Origin of the sequence: Dyadobacter sp. CECT 9275, from assembly GCF_907164905.1 — a bacterium.
In the GTDB taxonomy this organism is placed as follows: domain Bacteria; phylum Bacteroidota; class Bacteroidia; order Cytophagales; family Spirosomataceae; genus Dyadobacter; species Dyadobacter helix.
Genome location: NZ_CAJRAF010000001.1, coordinates 1,881,052 through 1,896,058, shown reverse-complemented (window position 1 = coordinate 1,896,058; position 15,007 = coordinate 1,881,052). Strand labels below are relative to the sequence as shown.

The following is a 15,007-nucleotide window of genomic DNA, read 5'->3' as shown; positions in this document are numbered from 1 at the left end:
ATTTTATGATGAATAACAAATTAAACGGAGTTCAACAGGACTTTCTGGAAGAGGAGGAACAGGATTTCAATCTGAACGAATATGTGCGCCGGTATTTCAGATATTGGTATCTTTTTCCCATTTTTTTGTTCCTGGCTTTAACGGCAGCTTTCTTTTATCTGCAGATATCGCAACCGGTATACAGCTCCAAATCAAGTATCCTTATTAAAGAAGAAAAAAGCATTGGAGGCTCGCAGGGAGATATCCTTACCGAGATGAGTTCGCAGTTCGGCGGAAATAAGGTGGTGGAAAATGAACAGGAAATCATCAAATCACAGAACCTGATGGAACAGGTGATCAAGGAACTTAGCCTTGATGTTTCCTACACGGCCAAAGATGGTTTGCGGACGGTTAATTTGTACAAGAAAAGCCCTGTTGTTATTATTCCTGAGGTCATTACTGATTTCGGGATGGAGGAACCGCTGATCATCCACGTGATTGACAGTACTCACTTTAAATTTAACGAAGAAGACAAGGTGTTCACCGTGGGCCAGCGGTTTAATAATGCCTGGGGTGCTTTTGTGGTAAAGGCAGGTACACCGTCAGAATATAAGGATATGTCCGTTCACTTTACGGATGTGAAGAATCTGGCAGAACAGATGCTGAAAAGATTCCAGGTGACACAGCCCAATCTTAAAAGTACGGTACTGGAACTGACCTATGAAGATACCGATATTCAACGCTCCAAAGATGTGCTCAACAAACTGCTTGACGTCTACGTTCAGGCATCGTTAAGTGATAAAAATACGGAGGCAAGTAACACCCTGAAGTTCATTGAAAACCGTTTGGGACTGATTACCGGCGAACTGGGAGATGTTGAAAAAGATGTTGAATCCTATAAAACCAATCAGGGAATTACAGATATCAGTGCGGAATCACAGCTGTTTCTTGAAAATATCAAAGAAAACGACTCCAAACTGAACGAGGTCAATACCAAGATTAGTATCCTGGAAAGCGTTGATAATTATATCCAGAATGCTGGCGAAGGTGCGGTAGCTCCGGCCACCTATATGATTGACGATCCGGTTCTGGTATCACTCCTGACCAAATTCAACGAGCTGGAACTGCAACGGGAACGTTATGCCCGTACCACCACGGCAAAAAACCCTTTACTGGAAACCATTAATACCCAGCTGGAAGGTACACGCCAGTCTATCCGTGAAAACGTTCAGAACTTAAAACGTGGAATGGCTGTCACGAAGAAAAATCTGGAAGGTATCAATACACGTTTTTCTGCAGGTCTGAGAAGTATTCCTAAAAAGGAGAGAGAGTTTGTAGGCATAAAAAGACAACAATCTATAAAAGAGGAACTATATCTGTACCTGTTGCAGAAACGGGAAGAAACAGCGCTTGCCTACGCTGCCACAGTAACCGACAGCCGCCTGATTGACGCGCCCATCACGGCCTTCAAACCCATCAAACCAAAAAAAGCGGTGGTTTGGCTTGGTGCCGGAATCGCGGGCTTTGCCATTCCTTTATTGCTGATCAACCTGCTGTTCATGCTGAATAACACGGTACAGCGCAGAGAAGAGATTGAAAAAGTAACTCATTCCTCTGTTCTGGGGGAAATCGGGCATATGAAAACGGCGTTGGGACAGCCGGGTGAGGAATCCATTATCAAAATGACCAGCCGAAGCGCGGTGGCCGAACAGTTCCGCGCACTTCGGACCAATCTTCAGTACCTGGGGGATGGAAGCTGCAGGGTGCTCATGTTCACTTCCTCCATCGGGGGTGAGGGCAAGAGCTTTATCAGTATTAACCTGGCGGCGAGTCTTGCCTATTCCGACAAGAAGGTACTCCTCATGGGAATGGATTTACGCAAACCTACACTTCACGACAGGCTGGCAGTTCCTAACAAACAGGGAGTTTCCAACTGCCTGATCGGGCACGGAAACTACCGGGATTTTATTCAGCCGACAGGTGTGCATCCCAGGTTTCATGTTTTGACAAGCGGGCCTATCCCACCAAACCCCTCGGAGCTTTTAAGCAATGGCAGACTTCCATTGTTACTGGCCGAATTGCGTAAGGAGTACGATTACATCCTGATTGACTCTCCACCATACGGTCTGGTGACCGACTCCGCACTTATAGCTGAACATGTGGATGCGACCTTATACATTGTCCGGTTTAACTATACAGTGCTGGATCACCTGAAACGGATTGGTGAACTTCAGCGAGCACGCAGATTCTCTAACCTATCTGTAATATTTAACGGCGTTAATTACGGCGCAGGTTATGGCTACGGATATGGATATGGAGGATATGGGTATGGCTATTACGCCGAGGAAGGTTCATCCAAAGGCGGTGTTGGCACCAAGCTCAAAAAATTGGTCGGAAAGAGTTAGGATTGGTTAGCATTTTCTGACCAACTGACGGCCTTCCGCAAATAGCATTCTACTGAACGTTATGAAAACCATTTCAGTAAATCTAATGAAGGGAACATCTGTTTCTCCCAGGGATTTAACTGAATTCACGCTCCGTGTCCGGAGCCAGTGCCAAATGATACCAAAGCATAGCAATATGTCCGTTACTAAAACTCGTCTGTCATTATGAAAATTGCCGTTGTTGGAACCGGTTACGTAGGCCTCGTTACCGGCACCTGTTTTGCCGAGACAGGTAACCAGGTTACCTGTGTTGATATTGATGCCAATAAGGTAGCCCGCCTGCAGAACGGGGAAATCCCGATCTATGAACCGGGCCTGGATGTACTGTTTGACCGGAACATTGCCGAAGACCGTCTGAAATTCACAACAAATTTAGCGGAAGGGATAAAAGATGCCGAGGTGATCTTCCTGGCCCTCCCCACCCCTCCGGGTGAAGATGGCTCCGCAGACCTTAAGTATATCCTGGGTGTGGCGAATGACCTGGGTCCTATTCTGGAAAATTATGCGGTAATTATTGACAAAAGTACCGTACCGGTTGGCACCGCGGAAAAAGTCCGTCAGGCGGTAGCACAACACGCAAAGGTAGATTTTGATGTAGTATCCAATCCGGAATTCCTGAGAGAGGGGGTTGCCGTTGATGATTTCATGAAGCCGGACCGTGTGGTGGTAGGAACTACTTCCGATAAAGCGAAAAAGGTGATGGAAAAACTCTACGCACCATTGGTGAGGCAGGGGAATCCGGTTATTTTTATGGACGAACGTTCTGCCGAAATGACCAAATATGCGGCCAATTCCTTTCTTGCTCTGAAAATAACCTTCATGAACGAGATCGCTAATCTTTGTGAAAGAGTAGGCGCTAATGTGGACGACATCCGCCGCGGAATTGGTACAGACAGCCGCATAGGCAAACGCTTTTTATTTGCAGGAATCGGCTATGGCGGCAGCTGTTTCCCGAAAGACGTGCAGGCCCTGGCCAAAACCTCTTCCGATTATGGCTATGATTTCCGTACGCTGCGGTCTGTCATGGCGGTTAACGAGGATCAGAAAAAGAAATTGCTTCCCATTGTGATGGAGTATTTCGGTGGCAATCTTAAGGGAAAAACCATTGCCGTATGGGGGCTTGCCTTTAAGCCTTATACCGATGATATCAGGGAAGCTCCGGCACTGGAAAACATAAAGGCGCTGTTAGAGGCTGGGGCCAGCATAACCGTGTACGACCCAGAAGCCATGGATAATGTTAAAAAGTTAATTCCCAACATTACTTACTGCCATACTGCTTACGCTGCATTGGACGATGCTGATGCGCTGATGATTTTTACCGAATGGCCCCAGTTCCGTACACCCGACTTCGTAAAGATGTCGAAACTGTTAAAGGAAAAGGTGGTTTTTGACGGCAGGAATCTGTACGAACTTGAAACCATGAAAGAACAGGGTTTCACTTATTACAGCATAGGTCGGGAAACGGTGCAATCGTCGGTACCGGTGATATAAACGAGACAGTAAAGAGACTTGCGAGGGAACCAATCCCGATCATTCTGTAAGCTTATCTAACATGAAAATCGTACACGTCATATTATCCGGAGGAGTAGGAAGCCGTCTCTGGCCTGTATCCAGGAAGTCGATGCCGAAACAGTATATTCCGATGTTCGGAGACAAATCCCTTTTCCAGCTTACAGCCGAGCGAAGCAAACACCTTGTGGATGAAGTACTTGTAGTAGGAAATAAAGACAACTATCTGCTTTCCCAGGCCGATATGATGCGTGCCGGTATATCCGAATTCACTGAGATCATTGAAGCTTCTCCCCGGAATACCGCAGCAGCCATTGCATTCGCCGCACTGGCCGTTCAGCCGGAGAATATATTGGTTGTGACGCCGTCTGATCATATCATCACCAATGAAGCAGCCTACGCAGCCGCCCTATCTGAAGGAACCCGGCTGGCAACGGAAGGTTATCTGGTAACATTCGGAATCACTCCCACCAAGCCGGAAACGGGATACGGTTATATTGAATACCAGGGAAATGAAGTCCTTTCTTTCAGGGAAAAGCCCGATCAGCCAACTGCCCAGTCCTTTTTAGATCAGGGAAACTTTCTCTGGAACAGCGGGATGTTTTGTTTTCGGGCGGGCACCTATCTGGCCGAACTCGATACTTTTGAACCGGCTATACTGCAAACCTCCCGGCACTGCTGGAACTGCCGGAAAGCTGATTTTTTACCTGCCGAGGAAACACTGCTCATTCCTTCCAAAAGCATAGATTATGCAGTGATGGAACGCTCCGGAAAAATAAAAGTCGTGAAAGCAGATTTTGGCTGGTCCGACCTCGGCTCTTTTGAATCCATCTGGGAGCACTGGGAGAAAACCGGTGAACAGCATCGGTTTATAAACAATAACTGCGTGGTAGGCTCCACCAAGCATGTAGAGTTTTTAGGCGTTAGCAATCTGGTGCTGGTTGAAACAAATGATGCGATCCTTGTGCTGGCAAAAGACAGCTCCCAGGATGTAAAAAAAATATACGAAAGATTGGAGCGCGACAAACCGGAACTGGTGGACTGATTGCGGAAAACTACCGCTCATGAGTGGCTTCCAAATGAACATTCAGCAATATTTCAGAACAAAATGATAAAGGAATCTAAAATATATATCGCAGGACACAGAGGTATGGTGGGTTCTGCCATTCACAGAGCCTTACGCGACCGCGGGTTTGAAAACATTGTGACGCGCTCTTCATCGGAACTGGACCTTCGTAACCAGCAGGCCGTAGCCGATTTCTTCTCGAGCGAGAAACCCGAATACGTTTTCCTTGCAGCGGCAAAAGTGGGCGGCATCATCGCCAACAATACCTACCGTGCCGATTTCATTTATGAAAATCTGATGATAGAAGCCAACGTGATTCACCAGGCGCATTTAAACGGCGTTAAAAAACTGATGTTTCTTGGCTCCTCCTGCATTTACCCCAAACTAGCTCCCCAGCCTCTTCGGGAAGAATACCTCCTTACGGGCCTGCTGGAAGACACCAATGAGCCTTACGCCATCGCCAAAATAGCCGGTATCAAACTTTGTGAGGCCTATCACGATCAGTATGGCACTAATTTTATCAGTGTCATGCCTACCAATCTGTACGGCTACGGAGACAATTATCACCTGCATAATTCTCATGTACTCCCCGCACTGATCCGTAAATTCCATGAGGCAAAAGAACAAAACAAGCCCTATGTGGAAGCCTGGGGCACGGGTTCTCCCAAGCGTGAGTTTTTATTTGCCGACGACCTGGCTGATGCCTGTCTTTATCTGATGGATCACTACAATGGTAAAGAGTTGGTCAACATAGGTACCGGCGAAGACCTTTCCATTAAAGAACTTACACAGCTGGTGGCTCAAATCACCGGCTATGAAGGAGAGATCCGGTGGGATACTTCCAAACCTGACGGTACACCCCGCAAGCTGATGGACGTCTCCAAACTGCACAATCTGGGATGGAAACATACAACGGATTTAACAAGGGGTGTAGCGCTGGCCTACCAGGACTTCCTTCAAAACCAGGAAGAATATGCGGTTTAAATTGATCCATTCATAATAACAGTTTCACCATCACTCAGCGATATAAAGATGAATAAAGTAGCATTAATTACAGGTGTAACCGGACAAGACGGTGCCTATCTCAGTGAACTATTACTAAGCAAAGGATATACCGTTCACGGTATTAAACGCCGGAGTTCGCTGTTTAACACGGATCGAATCGATCATCTTTACCAGGATCCGCATGTAGACAATGCAAAGTTTATTCTGCACTACGGTGACCTGACCGACTCCATGAACCTTACCAGGATCATTCAGGAAGTACAGCCCGATGAGATATACAACCTGGCCGCCATGAGCCACGTTCAGGTTAGTTTCGAAATGCCTGAGTACACGGCCAATGCCGACGGCATCGGAACGCTGCGCATCCTGGAAGCCGTCCGTCTACTGGGACTTACCGAAAAAACAAAAATCTACCAGGCCAGTACTTCCGAATTATATGGTCTTGTACAGGCGGTTCCGCAGTCCGAAAGCACGCCCTTTTACCCCCGTTCGCCTTATGCCGTAGCCAAACTATACGGGTACTGGATCACGGTCAATTACCGGGAAGCATATAACATGTATGCCTGCAATGGTATCCTTTTCAACCACGAGTCGCCTTTGCGCGGTGAAACCTTTGTAACGCGGAAAATCACCCGGGCTGCCGCAAAAATTGTCCTGGGTTTACAGGATTGCCTTTACATGGGGAATATAGATGCCCAGCGCGACTGGGGTCATGCCAAAGACTATGTGGAAGCCATGTACCTCATTCTTCAGCAGGAAAAACCCGAAGACTTCGTTATTGCAACCGGTGTCACTACACGGGTACGTGAGTTTATCAGAAAGACCTTTGCCTTCCTGGGGGTAGAAGTTACCTTCAGCGGTACCGAAGAAAACGAAACCGGGACGATCTCAGCTGTGGACTCCGCACGGCTGCTTGAACTGGGCATAGCAGAAGGGGAACATTTAAAAATAGGTACGCAGGTACTAAAAATTGACCCAAGATATTATCGCCCCACAGAGGTTGAACTGTTGATCGGGGATCCTACGAAATCGAACGAAAAGCTGGGCTGGAAACCCAAGCATACACTGGATACCTTAATTGAAGATATGGCAACCTCCGATTTGCGACTGTTCCAAAAGGATCAGCTGCTGCTTAAAGAGGGTTTTGGTGTTTTAAATTATTTCGAATAATAATTAACAACAACAATTTTGACAGATATTAAGGAGAAAAAAAACGTAATTAAAAATGTATCCAGCTTGTTTGTGGTACAAATTGCTAATTACGTTTTTCCTATGATCAGTATTCCTATGGTCGTCAGAATCATAGGACCGGACAAATTTGGCGTTATTAATTTTGCGAGTGCTTACATTGCCTATTTCGTGCTTCTGATTGGTTATGGATTTGATCTTACCGCCACCAGAAAAGTTGCAGGTGATCCGTCAAACGCCGACAACCGGAATAAAACATTTAGTGAAGTATTTTATTCCCGCTGTATTCTGACCGGAATTTCAGTGGTTCTGTTTATGATATCTCTTGCAACGTTACCACAGTTAAAAGAGGAAAAGATGGTTGCCATATTCACTTTTATAACCTGCTTCGCCACTTTATTTACCCAAAACTGGTTGTTTCAGGCCATGCAGGATTTACAGAAAGTAGCCTTTTTAAACCTGCTGTCCAAAATCCTGTTTACGGTTGCCATTTTTATATTGATCGATCAAAAAGATGACTACATCTGGCAGCCATTATCCATCAGTATTGCTCAGTTGCTGATAGCCATTGTTTCCTTTATATGGTCAATAAAAAAATACAATCTAAAATTCCAAAAGACTTCCTTCAAATCCTGTCTTGATCTTTTATGGTCCGAAAAGACATTTTTTTTATCTCTGGTTACAATTAATTTATATACCATCACAAATGTTGTAGTGCTGGGAATTTTTCAGAACCCAACCCAGGTAGGATTTTATACAGCAGCTCAAAAATTGATTGGCATCATCCAGGCGCTTATATCCATTCCATTGGCGCAGGCTCTATTCCCATATATCAGCAAGGCTTTTGCCGAGAATTATCAGAAAGGAATTAATATAGCTCAACAGCTTTTACCCATCGTGCTATATTTCACTGCATTCTGTACAGTCGGAATTTTGCTCTTCTCGCCATTGGCACTTCGAATATTATATGGGTCAGAATTCGATAACTCTGTTATCGTTTGCCAGATTTTAGCATTTATTCCAATGGTAGTAGGATTAGGAACGATATTAGGTATTCATCTTATGTTAAACCTAAAACTGGACAAATTATTTCTCAGAATAACTTTTACGGGCGCCATTGTAAGTATATTCATTAATATTTTTCTGGTAAGCCGGTTTGGCTATGTAGGAACCGCATTTACGTGGCTTCTTACCGAATTGATAAATCTTTCAACCCTCTATGTCACCCTAAAAAACAGAGGAATAGAGGCTATAAATTTAGCCTATTTCCGCCCCAGCTATATAATCAACAACGTGAAATCCCTAAGAGCACATCATTAGCCTATTTTTGATATGGTACGATTAAAGTTTTTACGAAAACCCGCCGCATTTCTTGGGCTTACCCCGGTAGTTATAGACTCATTAAATATATTTTATCCCATTAAGCTACGAGGATTGATATACATGCTGCTGCTTAAAAAATGTGGCTGGGGGTTTACCATTGATAAATATGTAAATATTCAGGGAAAAAAAAATCTTTCCATTGGCGAACACTGTGTTATTAATTCCTTTGTCCATGTCTGGGCAGGAAAATCCGGAGTAACCATTGGAGATAGAGTTCTCATAGCATCGCACGTGGCTATAACATCACTGACTCACAATTATGCATCAGAAACCATGCGGTTTGACAAATCCATTGACCAACCCATCAGAATTGAGGATGATGTTTGGATAGGATCGCATGCCGTAATTTTTCCGGGTGTTACAATTGGGAAAGGGGCAGTGATAGGAGCTGGATCGGTTGTAAAGTCTGATATTCCAGCCTATGCTATTGCAGTTGGAGTTCCGGCTAAAGTAATCAAATATAGATTTTAGAGCATGATTGAAATTGCATTCCTTTTAGGGCTTATCATATTTTCCTCCTTATCGAAAAAGGAAAATATACTCTATTTAATAGTATTTCTTCTCCCGTTTCACACCTTTATTAAAAGTTGTTTTGTCTATTATGAAGGAGGAGGAAACATATTTACCGTCTGGAAGGAGCTGGTTATCATTATTTTATGTTTTAAGGTATATACAAACTATCATATAAAATTTAGCAAAAATCTGTCAATCCTGTTACAAATTTTTCTCGGGGTAATTCTGGTATTTTATTTCTTTAGCAATAACCATAGCGATTCTCTGGCAACCCTTCGGGATCACCTTTTTCCCATCATCCTTTTCGTAGCTTTATCCTGCTGTCCGCTGGATGTCAGGGTGGCCAAAAAAACCGCACTGATTTTTGCAGTATCCGTCATTATCAACTGCATCATGGGTTTTGTACAAAACTTTTTCCTCAACATTCCAATCTCCATGCTGATGGGTAGAATTGATTTTATTGACGATTCCGGTTATGTGCAATACAAAACCACTTCGGCCCGGATATTGGGATTTGAAAGGATGTCTGGTATTATGGGAGGGCCTAATACCTTTGGGGTATTTTGCTCCTTTACATTCGTTTTCTTCCTAGGGATATTTTTAAATACCAAGAAATTTCTGTTTTCATTTTGGGAAAGAAACCTCGTGCTGATCACAGCAATCCTATCAATGGTTTGCCTGCTCTTTTCTTTTTCAAGAGCGGGCTGGGTTATTGCATTTCTTGGGGCCTTGATCAGCCTGCGGTTAGGGGCAATAAAAATACATCTGCGCTATCTTGTTGTGGTGGGTGCTTTAACTGCGTTATCCGGCTTTTTTCTGCTCGAATATTTCCCCCAGGTTGGGGAGGTTCTGTACAATTCTGTTACCGGAAAAGAAGCAAGTGCGGCAGACCGGAGTAACAACTTTAATAATGCCCTGGAAATTAATTTAACCGAACCTTTCGGGCATGGGCTTGGTACTACGGATCACCGTTACAAAAGCTACGAGTTTTTTGCAGAATCTGCCTTTATGAACATTGCCTATGAAATAGGCCTGCTCGGTCTGCTGCTGCTGATCCTGCTTCATTTTGCCATTTTCCGGAAAATGTATGATTATAAGGGAGCGGAGTTCAGGCCCTTTGCCAAGATTGCTATCTCCGTCACTTTGCCAACGTTGCTGGTATGTTTTGTTTCCATCAATCCTTATGGTATGCCTTACATTTATTTATGGTGGCTGCTGTTAGGGCTGGGTATCAACCACTTCAATCATCTATCGCCTATGTTAAAAAAACGGAAAAGAAAAGTGTTAAAATTAGTCTGACCCAAGGCCCTCAGCCTCGGATCCAACGATCTTAGTTATTCAATTTTACAAGAATCATCTCCATGAGTTTTTCAATCATCATTGCAACCTTTAATGCCGATAAGGTCCTCGATAGGGCATTAAAAAGTATACTGGAAGCAAAGGTACCCGACACGGAAATCATTATTATAGACGGTGGTTCCAAAGACCAGACCATCAATATTATAAAAAAATATGCGTCGGATATATCCTATTGGATCACTGAAAAAGACAACGGAATATACGATGCATGGAACAAAGGTGTGAAGGCAGCTACCAAAAACTGGATAATGTTTTTGGGTGCCGATGATATTTTATTGCCGGATGCATTGATCAAATACAGCGCCTTTCTGAAAGAGCACAATAAAGACAACAAACTGCAATTTGTATCCTCCCGAATGCAATTAACGGATGTCAGCGGAAAAGTTTTAAGAACGCACGGCTGGCCCTGGCAATGGCCCGATTGTTTAAAGACAACCACCATTGCCCACCCCGGATCATTACATTCCAAAGCTCTTTTTGAAACCTACGGTTATTTTGATATATCCTATAAAAGTGCGGGAGACTTTGAGTTTTTAATCCGGCCTAAGGAAAAAATGGTTAGTGCTTTTATGAACGAGGTAACCGTGATTATGCAGGAAGGAGGAATAAGTGATAGCCCGGTCGGAATTTTTGAACATTGCAAGGCAGCCATTATTACCGGAGGGTATTCCCCGCTCTCAGCATATTTTTATACTTATCTTACTTATTTTAAGTTCCGTACCAAAAAGCTCCTGCGAAAGGCTGGGGTAAACGCATACATTAGAAAATAAAATCATATGCCCTCATTTATGACATTTACTATAAATGTTTGGTATAACTCAACGTTAGATGAAAAAGTTATTGCAAAAAATAATTCAAAAGAAAAATCCTGCATTTGTCTTTGATGAAAACATAGATACAGGCATCCTGATTGCCCTATTCTTTGACAAACTGATTTGCCTGATACGTTCCTTAAAACTGTTATTCTATTTTAAAAAGCCTGGTTTAATTTTTCTCGGACCGAACGTACGATTTTTCAATATGAAGAATATCAGCATCGGCAAGTGGACTAAAATTGATCGTGGGGCGTATCTGAGCGGCTTGGGAAGAGGAAAGCTTGAAATTGGCAGGGGAGCAGGGATTGGTTCTTACAGCCAGATTATCATATCCACTTCATTTAACAATTTAGGGGAATACATAAAGATAGGGAACAATGTAGGTATTGGTCAGTTTGCGAGTCTTGGTGGTTCTGGCGGGTTAACCATCGGCGACAACTGTATCATAGGGCAGTATTTCAGCTGTCACCCTGAAAACCATAATTATGACAGAAGCGACGTTTTAATTAAAAATCAGGGTACGACCAGAGCTGCCATTGTTGTGGGAGAAAACTGCTGGATTGGCTCCAAAGTCACCGTGCTGGCGGGTGTGGAAATCGGCGCCAATTCTGTCGTTGCGGCGGGCGCCGTGGTAACCAAAAGTATGCCTCCCAACTCCATCATAGGGGGCGTTCCGGCAAGGGTAATTAAAAACAGATTTGAGGCATGAGAAAGCGGACAAGTGAATATGCGATGGGTATTCTGATGCAGGCCATCATGTTTTGCAGCGCTTTGCTGTGCCAGGCGTGCAGTTCAGGCAAACAGGAGCCCATCATCCCGGAAGAGACCGTTAAAATTAATAAGGTACTGATTTTGGGAAACAGCATCACGTTTCACGGTTCTAAGCCTGATATCGGCTGGACGGGTAATTACGGAATGGCCGCGAGCTCGGAAAGCCATGATTATGTCCACCTGCTGGAAGGTAAAATCAAAACCCACAACGCTTCCGCGCAGTTCAGTATAGGCAATATTGCAGCCACATTTGAGCGAGTGTTCTGGCAGGCCGACACGTCTCATTTCACTACTTACCGCGATTTTAAGCCCGATCTGATCATATTGAGGATTGGAGAAAACATAACAGACAGCCTTGCTGTTGAAAAATCACTGGACAAACATGTTGAATCCCTGATCAGCTATTTGAAGCAAAATTCCAGTCCGCGCGTCTGCCTGGTGGGTAGTTTCTGGCCCAATGCGAACATTAACCGCATTTTCGAGGAGCTATGTGTAAAAAACAAATGGGACTATGTAAGTCTTGACGGCCTCTATCAAAACCGGCAGGTGAATACGGCAATCAATAATTTTGCAAACGCTGGTGTAGGGATGCATCCGTCGGACCAGGGGATGAAGGAAATCAGTGAAAGAATATGGGCCAAAATTCAGTATCTGTTTTTAATTTAATACACCTGAAATGAGAATTATCTGTTTGCATCAAAGTGCTGATCTTTACGGATCTGATCGTAGTTTTCTACAGGTGGTTGAATTTTTGAAAGGATCAGGTCAGTTTTCTCAAATAACAGTGGTTTTGCCAAGGAGCGGCCCCCTTTCGGAAATACTGGAGAGCCTGGAAGTGGAGGTTATTTTTGTTGAGATGTCCTTACTTAGTAAAACTTACCTGAAGAAGTTCCAGTGGGGGAAGATAATCTTTCCGCTGCTGGCCTTCAGAAAGAAGCTGGAGCTCATCAAAAAGTATGATATACTGTACGTGAATACTTCGGTCATTCTTGATTTTTACGTACTCGCCCCCTTTCTGAAACTAAAAAAAATGATACACATCAGGGAAATTCCGGCAAAATGGCTTGGAAAAATCTTGTCTGTTTTGATTGCCCGCTCAAACTCCCTGGTCATATTCAACTCCTACTCCACACAGCAAAGTTTTGACCGCTTTCAAAACAGCATGGTCATTCATAATGCATTTGAAGGTTACGATTACTCCGAAACCAGCAATAATTCTGAAACACCGGACATGACAAATCCCTTGAAAATTCTCCTGATCGGAAGAATCAATACCTGGAAAGGACAAGACTTCGTCATCAGAACGCTTTCCAAACTTGCCGGGGAGAACTTCAGGCTGCGCATCGTGGGAAGTACTGCCGCCGGGAATGAAGAGCTGCTTGTACAGCTCAGGGCATTAACCAATGGTTTAAAGCTGGACAGCAAAATCGAGTTTATTGAGTTTGCCCCTGACCCTTCGGAAGAATATAAAAATGCCGACCTGGTGATCGTACCCTCTACCAAACCAGAACCTTTTGGCAGAATAGCCATTGAAGCAATGAGTGTTGGAAAACCGGTTTTAGCGGCCAATCACGGAGGACTTCCTGAAATTATCGTGCATGGGGAAAATGGCTTTTTATTCGAACCGGGCAACGCAGACTCGTTTAATGAATACCTGCTTAAGTATTTAATTAACAGAGATTTGCTGCTTTCGCATGGAATTGTCTCAAGAGCGTTATTTTTGAATAAATTTTCAGTAGATAAAATGCATAAGCAACTAGGCCATGCATTTTTTGTAGATAACATTTTAAACTCTGAGCCCAATGAGACCATTTAAGCCCGGTATCAGTCTGATCGGATTCGTTTTCATGCTTTCCGTATCATTTGCTGCTAATGCACAGCAGGAAATGAAACTGGGAGCTTATTATTTCGACGGATGGACAGGCAAGACCTACCATCTTACGGATAAATTAAAAAACAATTTTCCCGAACGGGAACCCGTTTGGGGCTGGCTGACCAGCACACCCGAAATCATGGAAAAGCAAATCGACGTAGCCAAAGGTTCCGGAATTGATTTTTTTGATTTTTGCTGGTATTACAACCCGCTCAGCGGCGGAAAAGACGTTGCCAATGATCCCAAAAACAATGCTTTGAATTTGTACAGGCAGGCACGGAATAAAAACAAACTGGGTTACACCATAATGGTTGCCAACCACGAAGGATATGCCATCAAAGCGGAAGAGTGGAACGACCTGTGTAACTACTGGATTTCGTTGTTCAAGGACGATACCTACTTAAAAGTATATGACAAACCCCTCATTACATTTTATGATATGATGTCTCTCATCCGGACGTTTGGCACAAGTGGAAAAGTGAAAGAGGCGTTTGAGACTTTTAAAAGTAAAGCGGTAAAAGAGGGTTTACAGGGCGTATCCATCGCTGCCATTGTCAATGAAACGGTCTCGCTGGAGTGGGCCAATAAGTCAGGATATGATATCATTACAGGCTATAACTATCATACTTATGGCTACCAGTATACCTCCAATGAAGTTGTGCCTATTGACAGTATGCGTATCAACGAGGAGCGCATCTGGAATGCACTGACCCGTGCAAGTGATAAGCCCTTTATACCAGCCATTACGGTGAACTGGGATAAGCGCCCCTGGGAGGCGTCTGATGTACGGTCTCCCCGGTTTTCCGGATTTTCAAATCAATCGGTCAACCAGGCGGTGTCGGCCTGCCGGGAATGGATGGCACGCAACCGTTCCGAAATTGTACCAGGAAATATTGCTGTACTATATGCATGGAATGAGTATGGCGAAGGTGCCTATTTAACACCTTGCAAAACAGGAGATGACGTGGTCCAGGGCGTCAAAAAGGCCATGCTGTTTCAAATTCCGTCTGCCACAGGTCCCTAAATACATTTGAAAAGAAGTTAAGAGATTTCAATAGCACACTCCGGATATATCCCGATCGGGATAGGAGGCTGAACATTT

Annotated in this window: 13 protein-coding genes; all 13 read left to right on the top strand. The window is 44.1% G+C overall.

The window, feature by feature from the left end:
- Window positions 1-5: 5 nt before the first annotated feature.
- The 13 genes from KOE27_RS07840 (at window position 6) to KOE27_RS07780 (ending at window position 14,929) form a co-directional block, all read left to right on the top strand.
- Window positions 6-2,384 carry a GumC family protein gene (locus tag KOE27_RS07840; RefSeq protein ID WP_215238250.1) on the top strand — a complete coding sequence of 793 codons (2,379 nt, stop codon included), beginning with the start codon at window positions 6-8 and terminating at the stop codon, window positions 2,382-2,384.
- 204 nt (window positions 2,385-2,588) lie between these two features.
- The gene (locus KOE27_RS07835) at window positions 2,589-3,914 is read left to right on the top strand and encodes a UDP-glucose dehydrogenase family protein (protein ID WP_215238249.1); all 1,326 of its coding nucleotides are present in this window, start codon (window positions 2,589-2,591) and stop codon (window positions 3,912-3,914) included.
- Between the two features lie 61 nt (window positions 3,915-3,975).
- Window positions 3,976-4,977 carry a mannose-1-phosphate guanylyltransferase gene (locus tag KOE27_RS07830; protein WP_215238248.1) on the top strand — a complete coding sequence of 334 codons (1,002 nt, stop codon included), beginning with the start codon at window positions 3,976-3,978 and terminating at the stop codon, window positions 4,975-4,977.
- A gap of 63 nt (window positions 4,978-5,040) precedes the next feature.
- Entirely contained in the window at window positions 5,041-5,982 is a 942-nt protein-coding gene (gene fcl, locus KOE27_RS07825) for a GDP-L-fucose synthase (RefSeq protein ID WP_304488612.1), read from the top strand.
- A gap of 48 nt (window positions 5,983-6,030) precedes the next feature.
- On the top strand, window positions 6,031-7,173 hold the full coding sequence (gene gmd, locus KOE27_RS07820) for a GDP-mannose 4,6-dehydratase (RefSeq protein WP_215238247.1): 1,143 nt from the start codon (window positions 6,031-6,033) through the stop codon (window positions 7,171-7,173).
- Between the two features lie 18 nt (window positions 7,174-7,191).
- Window positions 7,192-8,511, top strand: a complete 1,320-nt coding sequence (locus tag KOE27_RS07815; RefSeq protein ID WP_215238246.1) for a flippase — start codon at window positions 7,192-7,194, stop codon at window positions 8,509-8,511.
- Between the two features lie 12 nt (window positions 8,512-8,523).
- On the top strand, window positions 8,524-9,045 hold the full coding sequence (locus KOE27_RS07810) for an acyltransferase (RefSeq protein ID WP_215238245.1): 522 nt from the start codon (window positions 8,524-8,526) through the stop codon (window positions 9,043-9,045).
- A 3-nt stretch (window positions 9,046-9,048) separates the two neighbouring features.
- Window positions 9,049-10,386, top strand: a complete 1,338-nt coding sequence (locus tag KOE27_RS07805; RefSeq protein WP_215238244.1) for an O-antigen ligase family protein — start codon at window positions 9,049-9,051, stop codon at window positions 10,384-10,386.
- A gap of 62 nt (window positions 10,387-10,448) precedes the next feature.
- Window positions 10,449-11,216, top strand: coding sequence for a glycosyltransferase family 2 protein (locus tag KOE27_RS07800; protein WP_215238243.1), 768 nt, complete (start codon window positions 10,449-10,451; stop codon window positions 11,214-11,216).
- 58 nt (window positions 11,217-11,274) lie between these two features.
- Window positions 11,275-11,970 carry an acyltransferase gene (locus KOE27_RS07795; protein ID WP_215238242.1) on the top strand — a complete coding sequence of 232 codons (696 nt, stop codon included), beginning with the start codon at window positions 11,275-11,277 and terminating at the stop codon, window positions 11,968-11,970.
- Entirely contained in the window at window positions 11,967-12,698 is a 732-nt protein-coding gene (locus KOE27_RS07790) for an SGNH/GDSL hydrolase family protein (RefSeq protein ID WP_215238241.1), read from the top strand. Before KOE27_RS07795 ends, KOE27_RS07790 begins: the two co-directional genes overlap by 4 nt.
- A gap of 10 nt (window positions 12,699-12,708) precedes the next feature.
- Window positions 12,709-13,848, top strand: coding sequence for a glycosyltransferase family 4 protein (locus KOE27_RS07785; protein WP_215238240.1), 1,140 nt, complete (start codon window positions 12,709-12,711; stop codon window positions 13,846-13,848).
- A complete protein-coding gene (locus KOE27_RS07780; RefSeq protein WP_215238239.1) occupies window positions 13,835-14,929 on the top strand; it encodes a glycoside hydrolase family 99-like domain-containing protein in 1,095 nt (364 codons plus the stop codon). Before KOE27_RS07785 ends, KOE27_RS07780 begins: the two co-directional genes overlap by 14 nt.
- The last annotated feature ends 78 nt before the right edge of the window (window positions 14,930-15,007 follow it).

Coding starts and splice junctions, on each gene's coding strand:
- KOE27_RS07790 (WP_215238241.1), top strand. CDS start 11,967: ATGAGAAAGCGGACAAGTGAATATGCGATGGGTATTCTGATGCAGGCC.
- KOE27_RS07835 (WP_215238249.1), top strand. CDS start 2,589: ATGAAAATTGCCGTTGTTGGAACCGGTTACGTAGGCCTCGTTACCGGC.
- fcl (WP_304488612.1), top strand. CDS start 5,041: ATGATAAAGGAATCTAAAATATATATCGCAGGACACAGAGGTATGGTG.
- KOE27_RS07780 (WP_215238239.1), top strand. CDS start 13,835: ATGAGACCATTTAAGCCCGGTATCAGTCTGATCGGATTCGTTTTCATG.
- KOE27_RS07810 (WP_215238245.1), top strand. CDS start 8,524: ATGGTACGATTAAAGTTTTTACGAAAACCCGCCGCATTTCTTGGGCTT.
- KOE27_RS07805 (WP_215238244.1), top strand. CDS start 9,049: ATGATTGAAATTGCATTCCTTTTAGGGCTTATCATATTTTCCTCCTTA.
- KOE27_RS07840 (WP_215238250.1), top strand. CDS start 6: ATGATGAATAACAAATTAAACGGAGTTCAACAGGACTTTCTGGAAGAG.
- KOE27_RS07795 (WP_215238242.1), top strand. CDS start 11,275: ATGAAAAAGTTATTGCAAAAAATAATTCAAAAGAAAAATCCTGCATTT.
- KOE27_RS07785 (WP_215238240.1), top strand. CDS start 12,709: ATGAGAATTATCTGTTTGCATCAAAGTGCTGATCTTTACGGATCTGAT.
- gmd (WP_215238247.1), top strand. CDS start 6,031: ATGAATAAAGTAGCATTAATTACAGGTGTAACCGGACAAGACGGTGCC.
- KOE27_RS07800 (WP_215238243.1), top strand. CDS start 10,449: ATGAGTTTTTCAATCATCATTGCAACCTTTAATGCCGATAAGGTCCTC.
- KOE27_RS07830 (WP_215238248.1), top strand. CDS start 3,976: ATGAAAATCGTACACGTCATATTATCCGGAGGAGTAGGAAGCCGTCTC.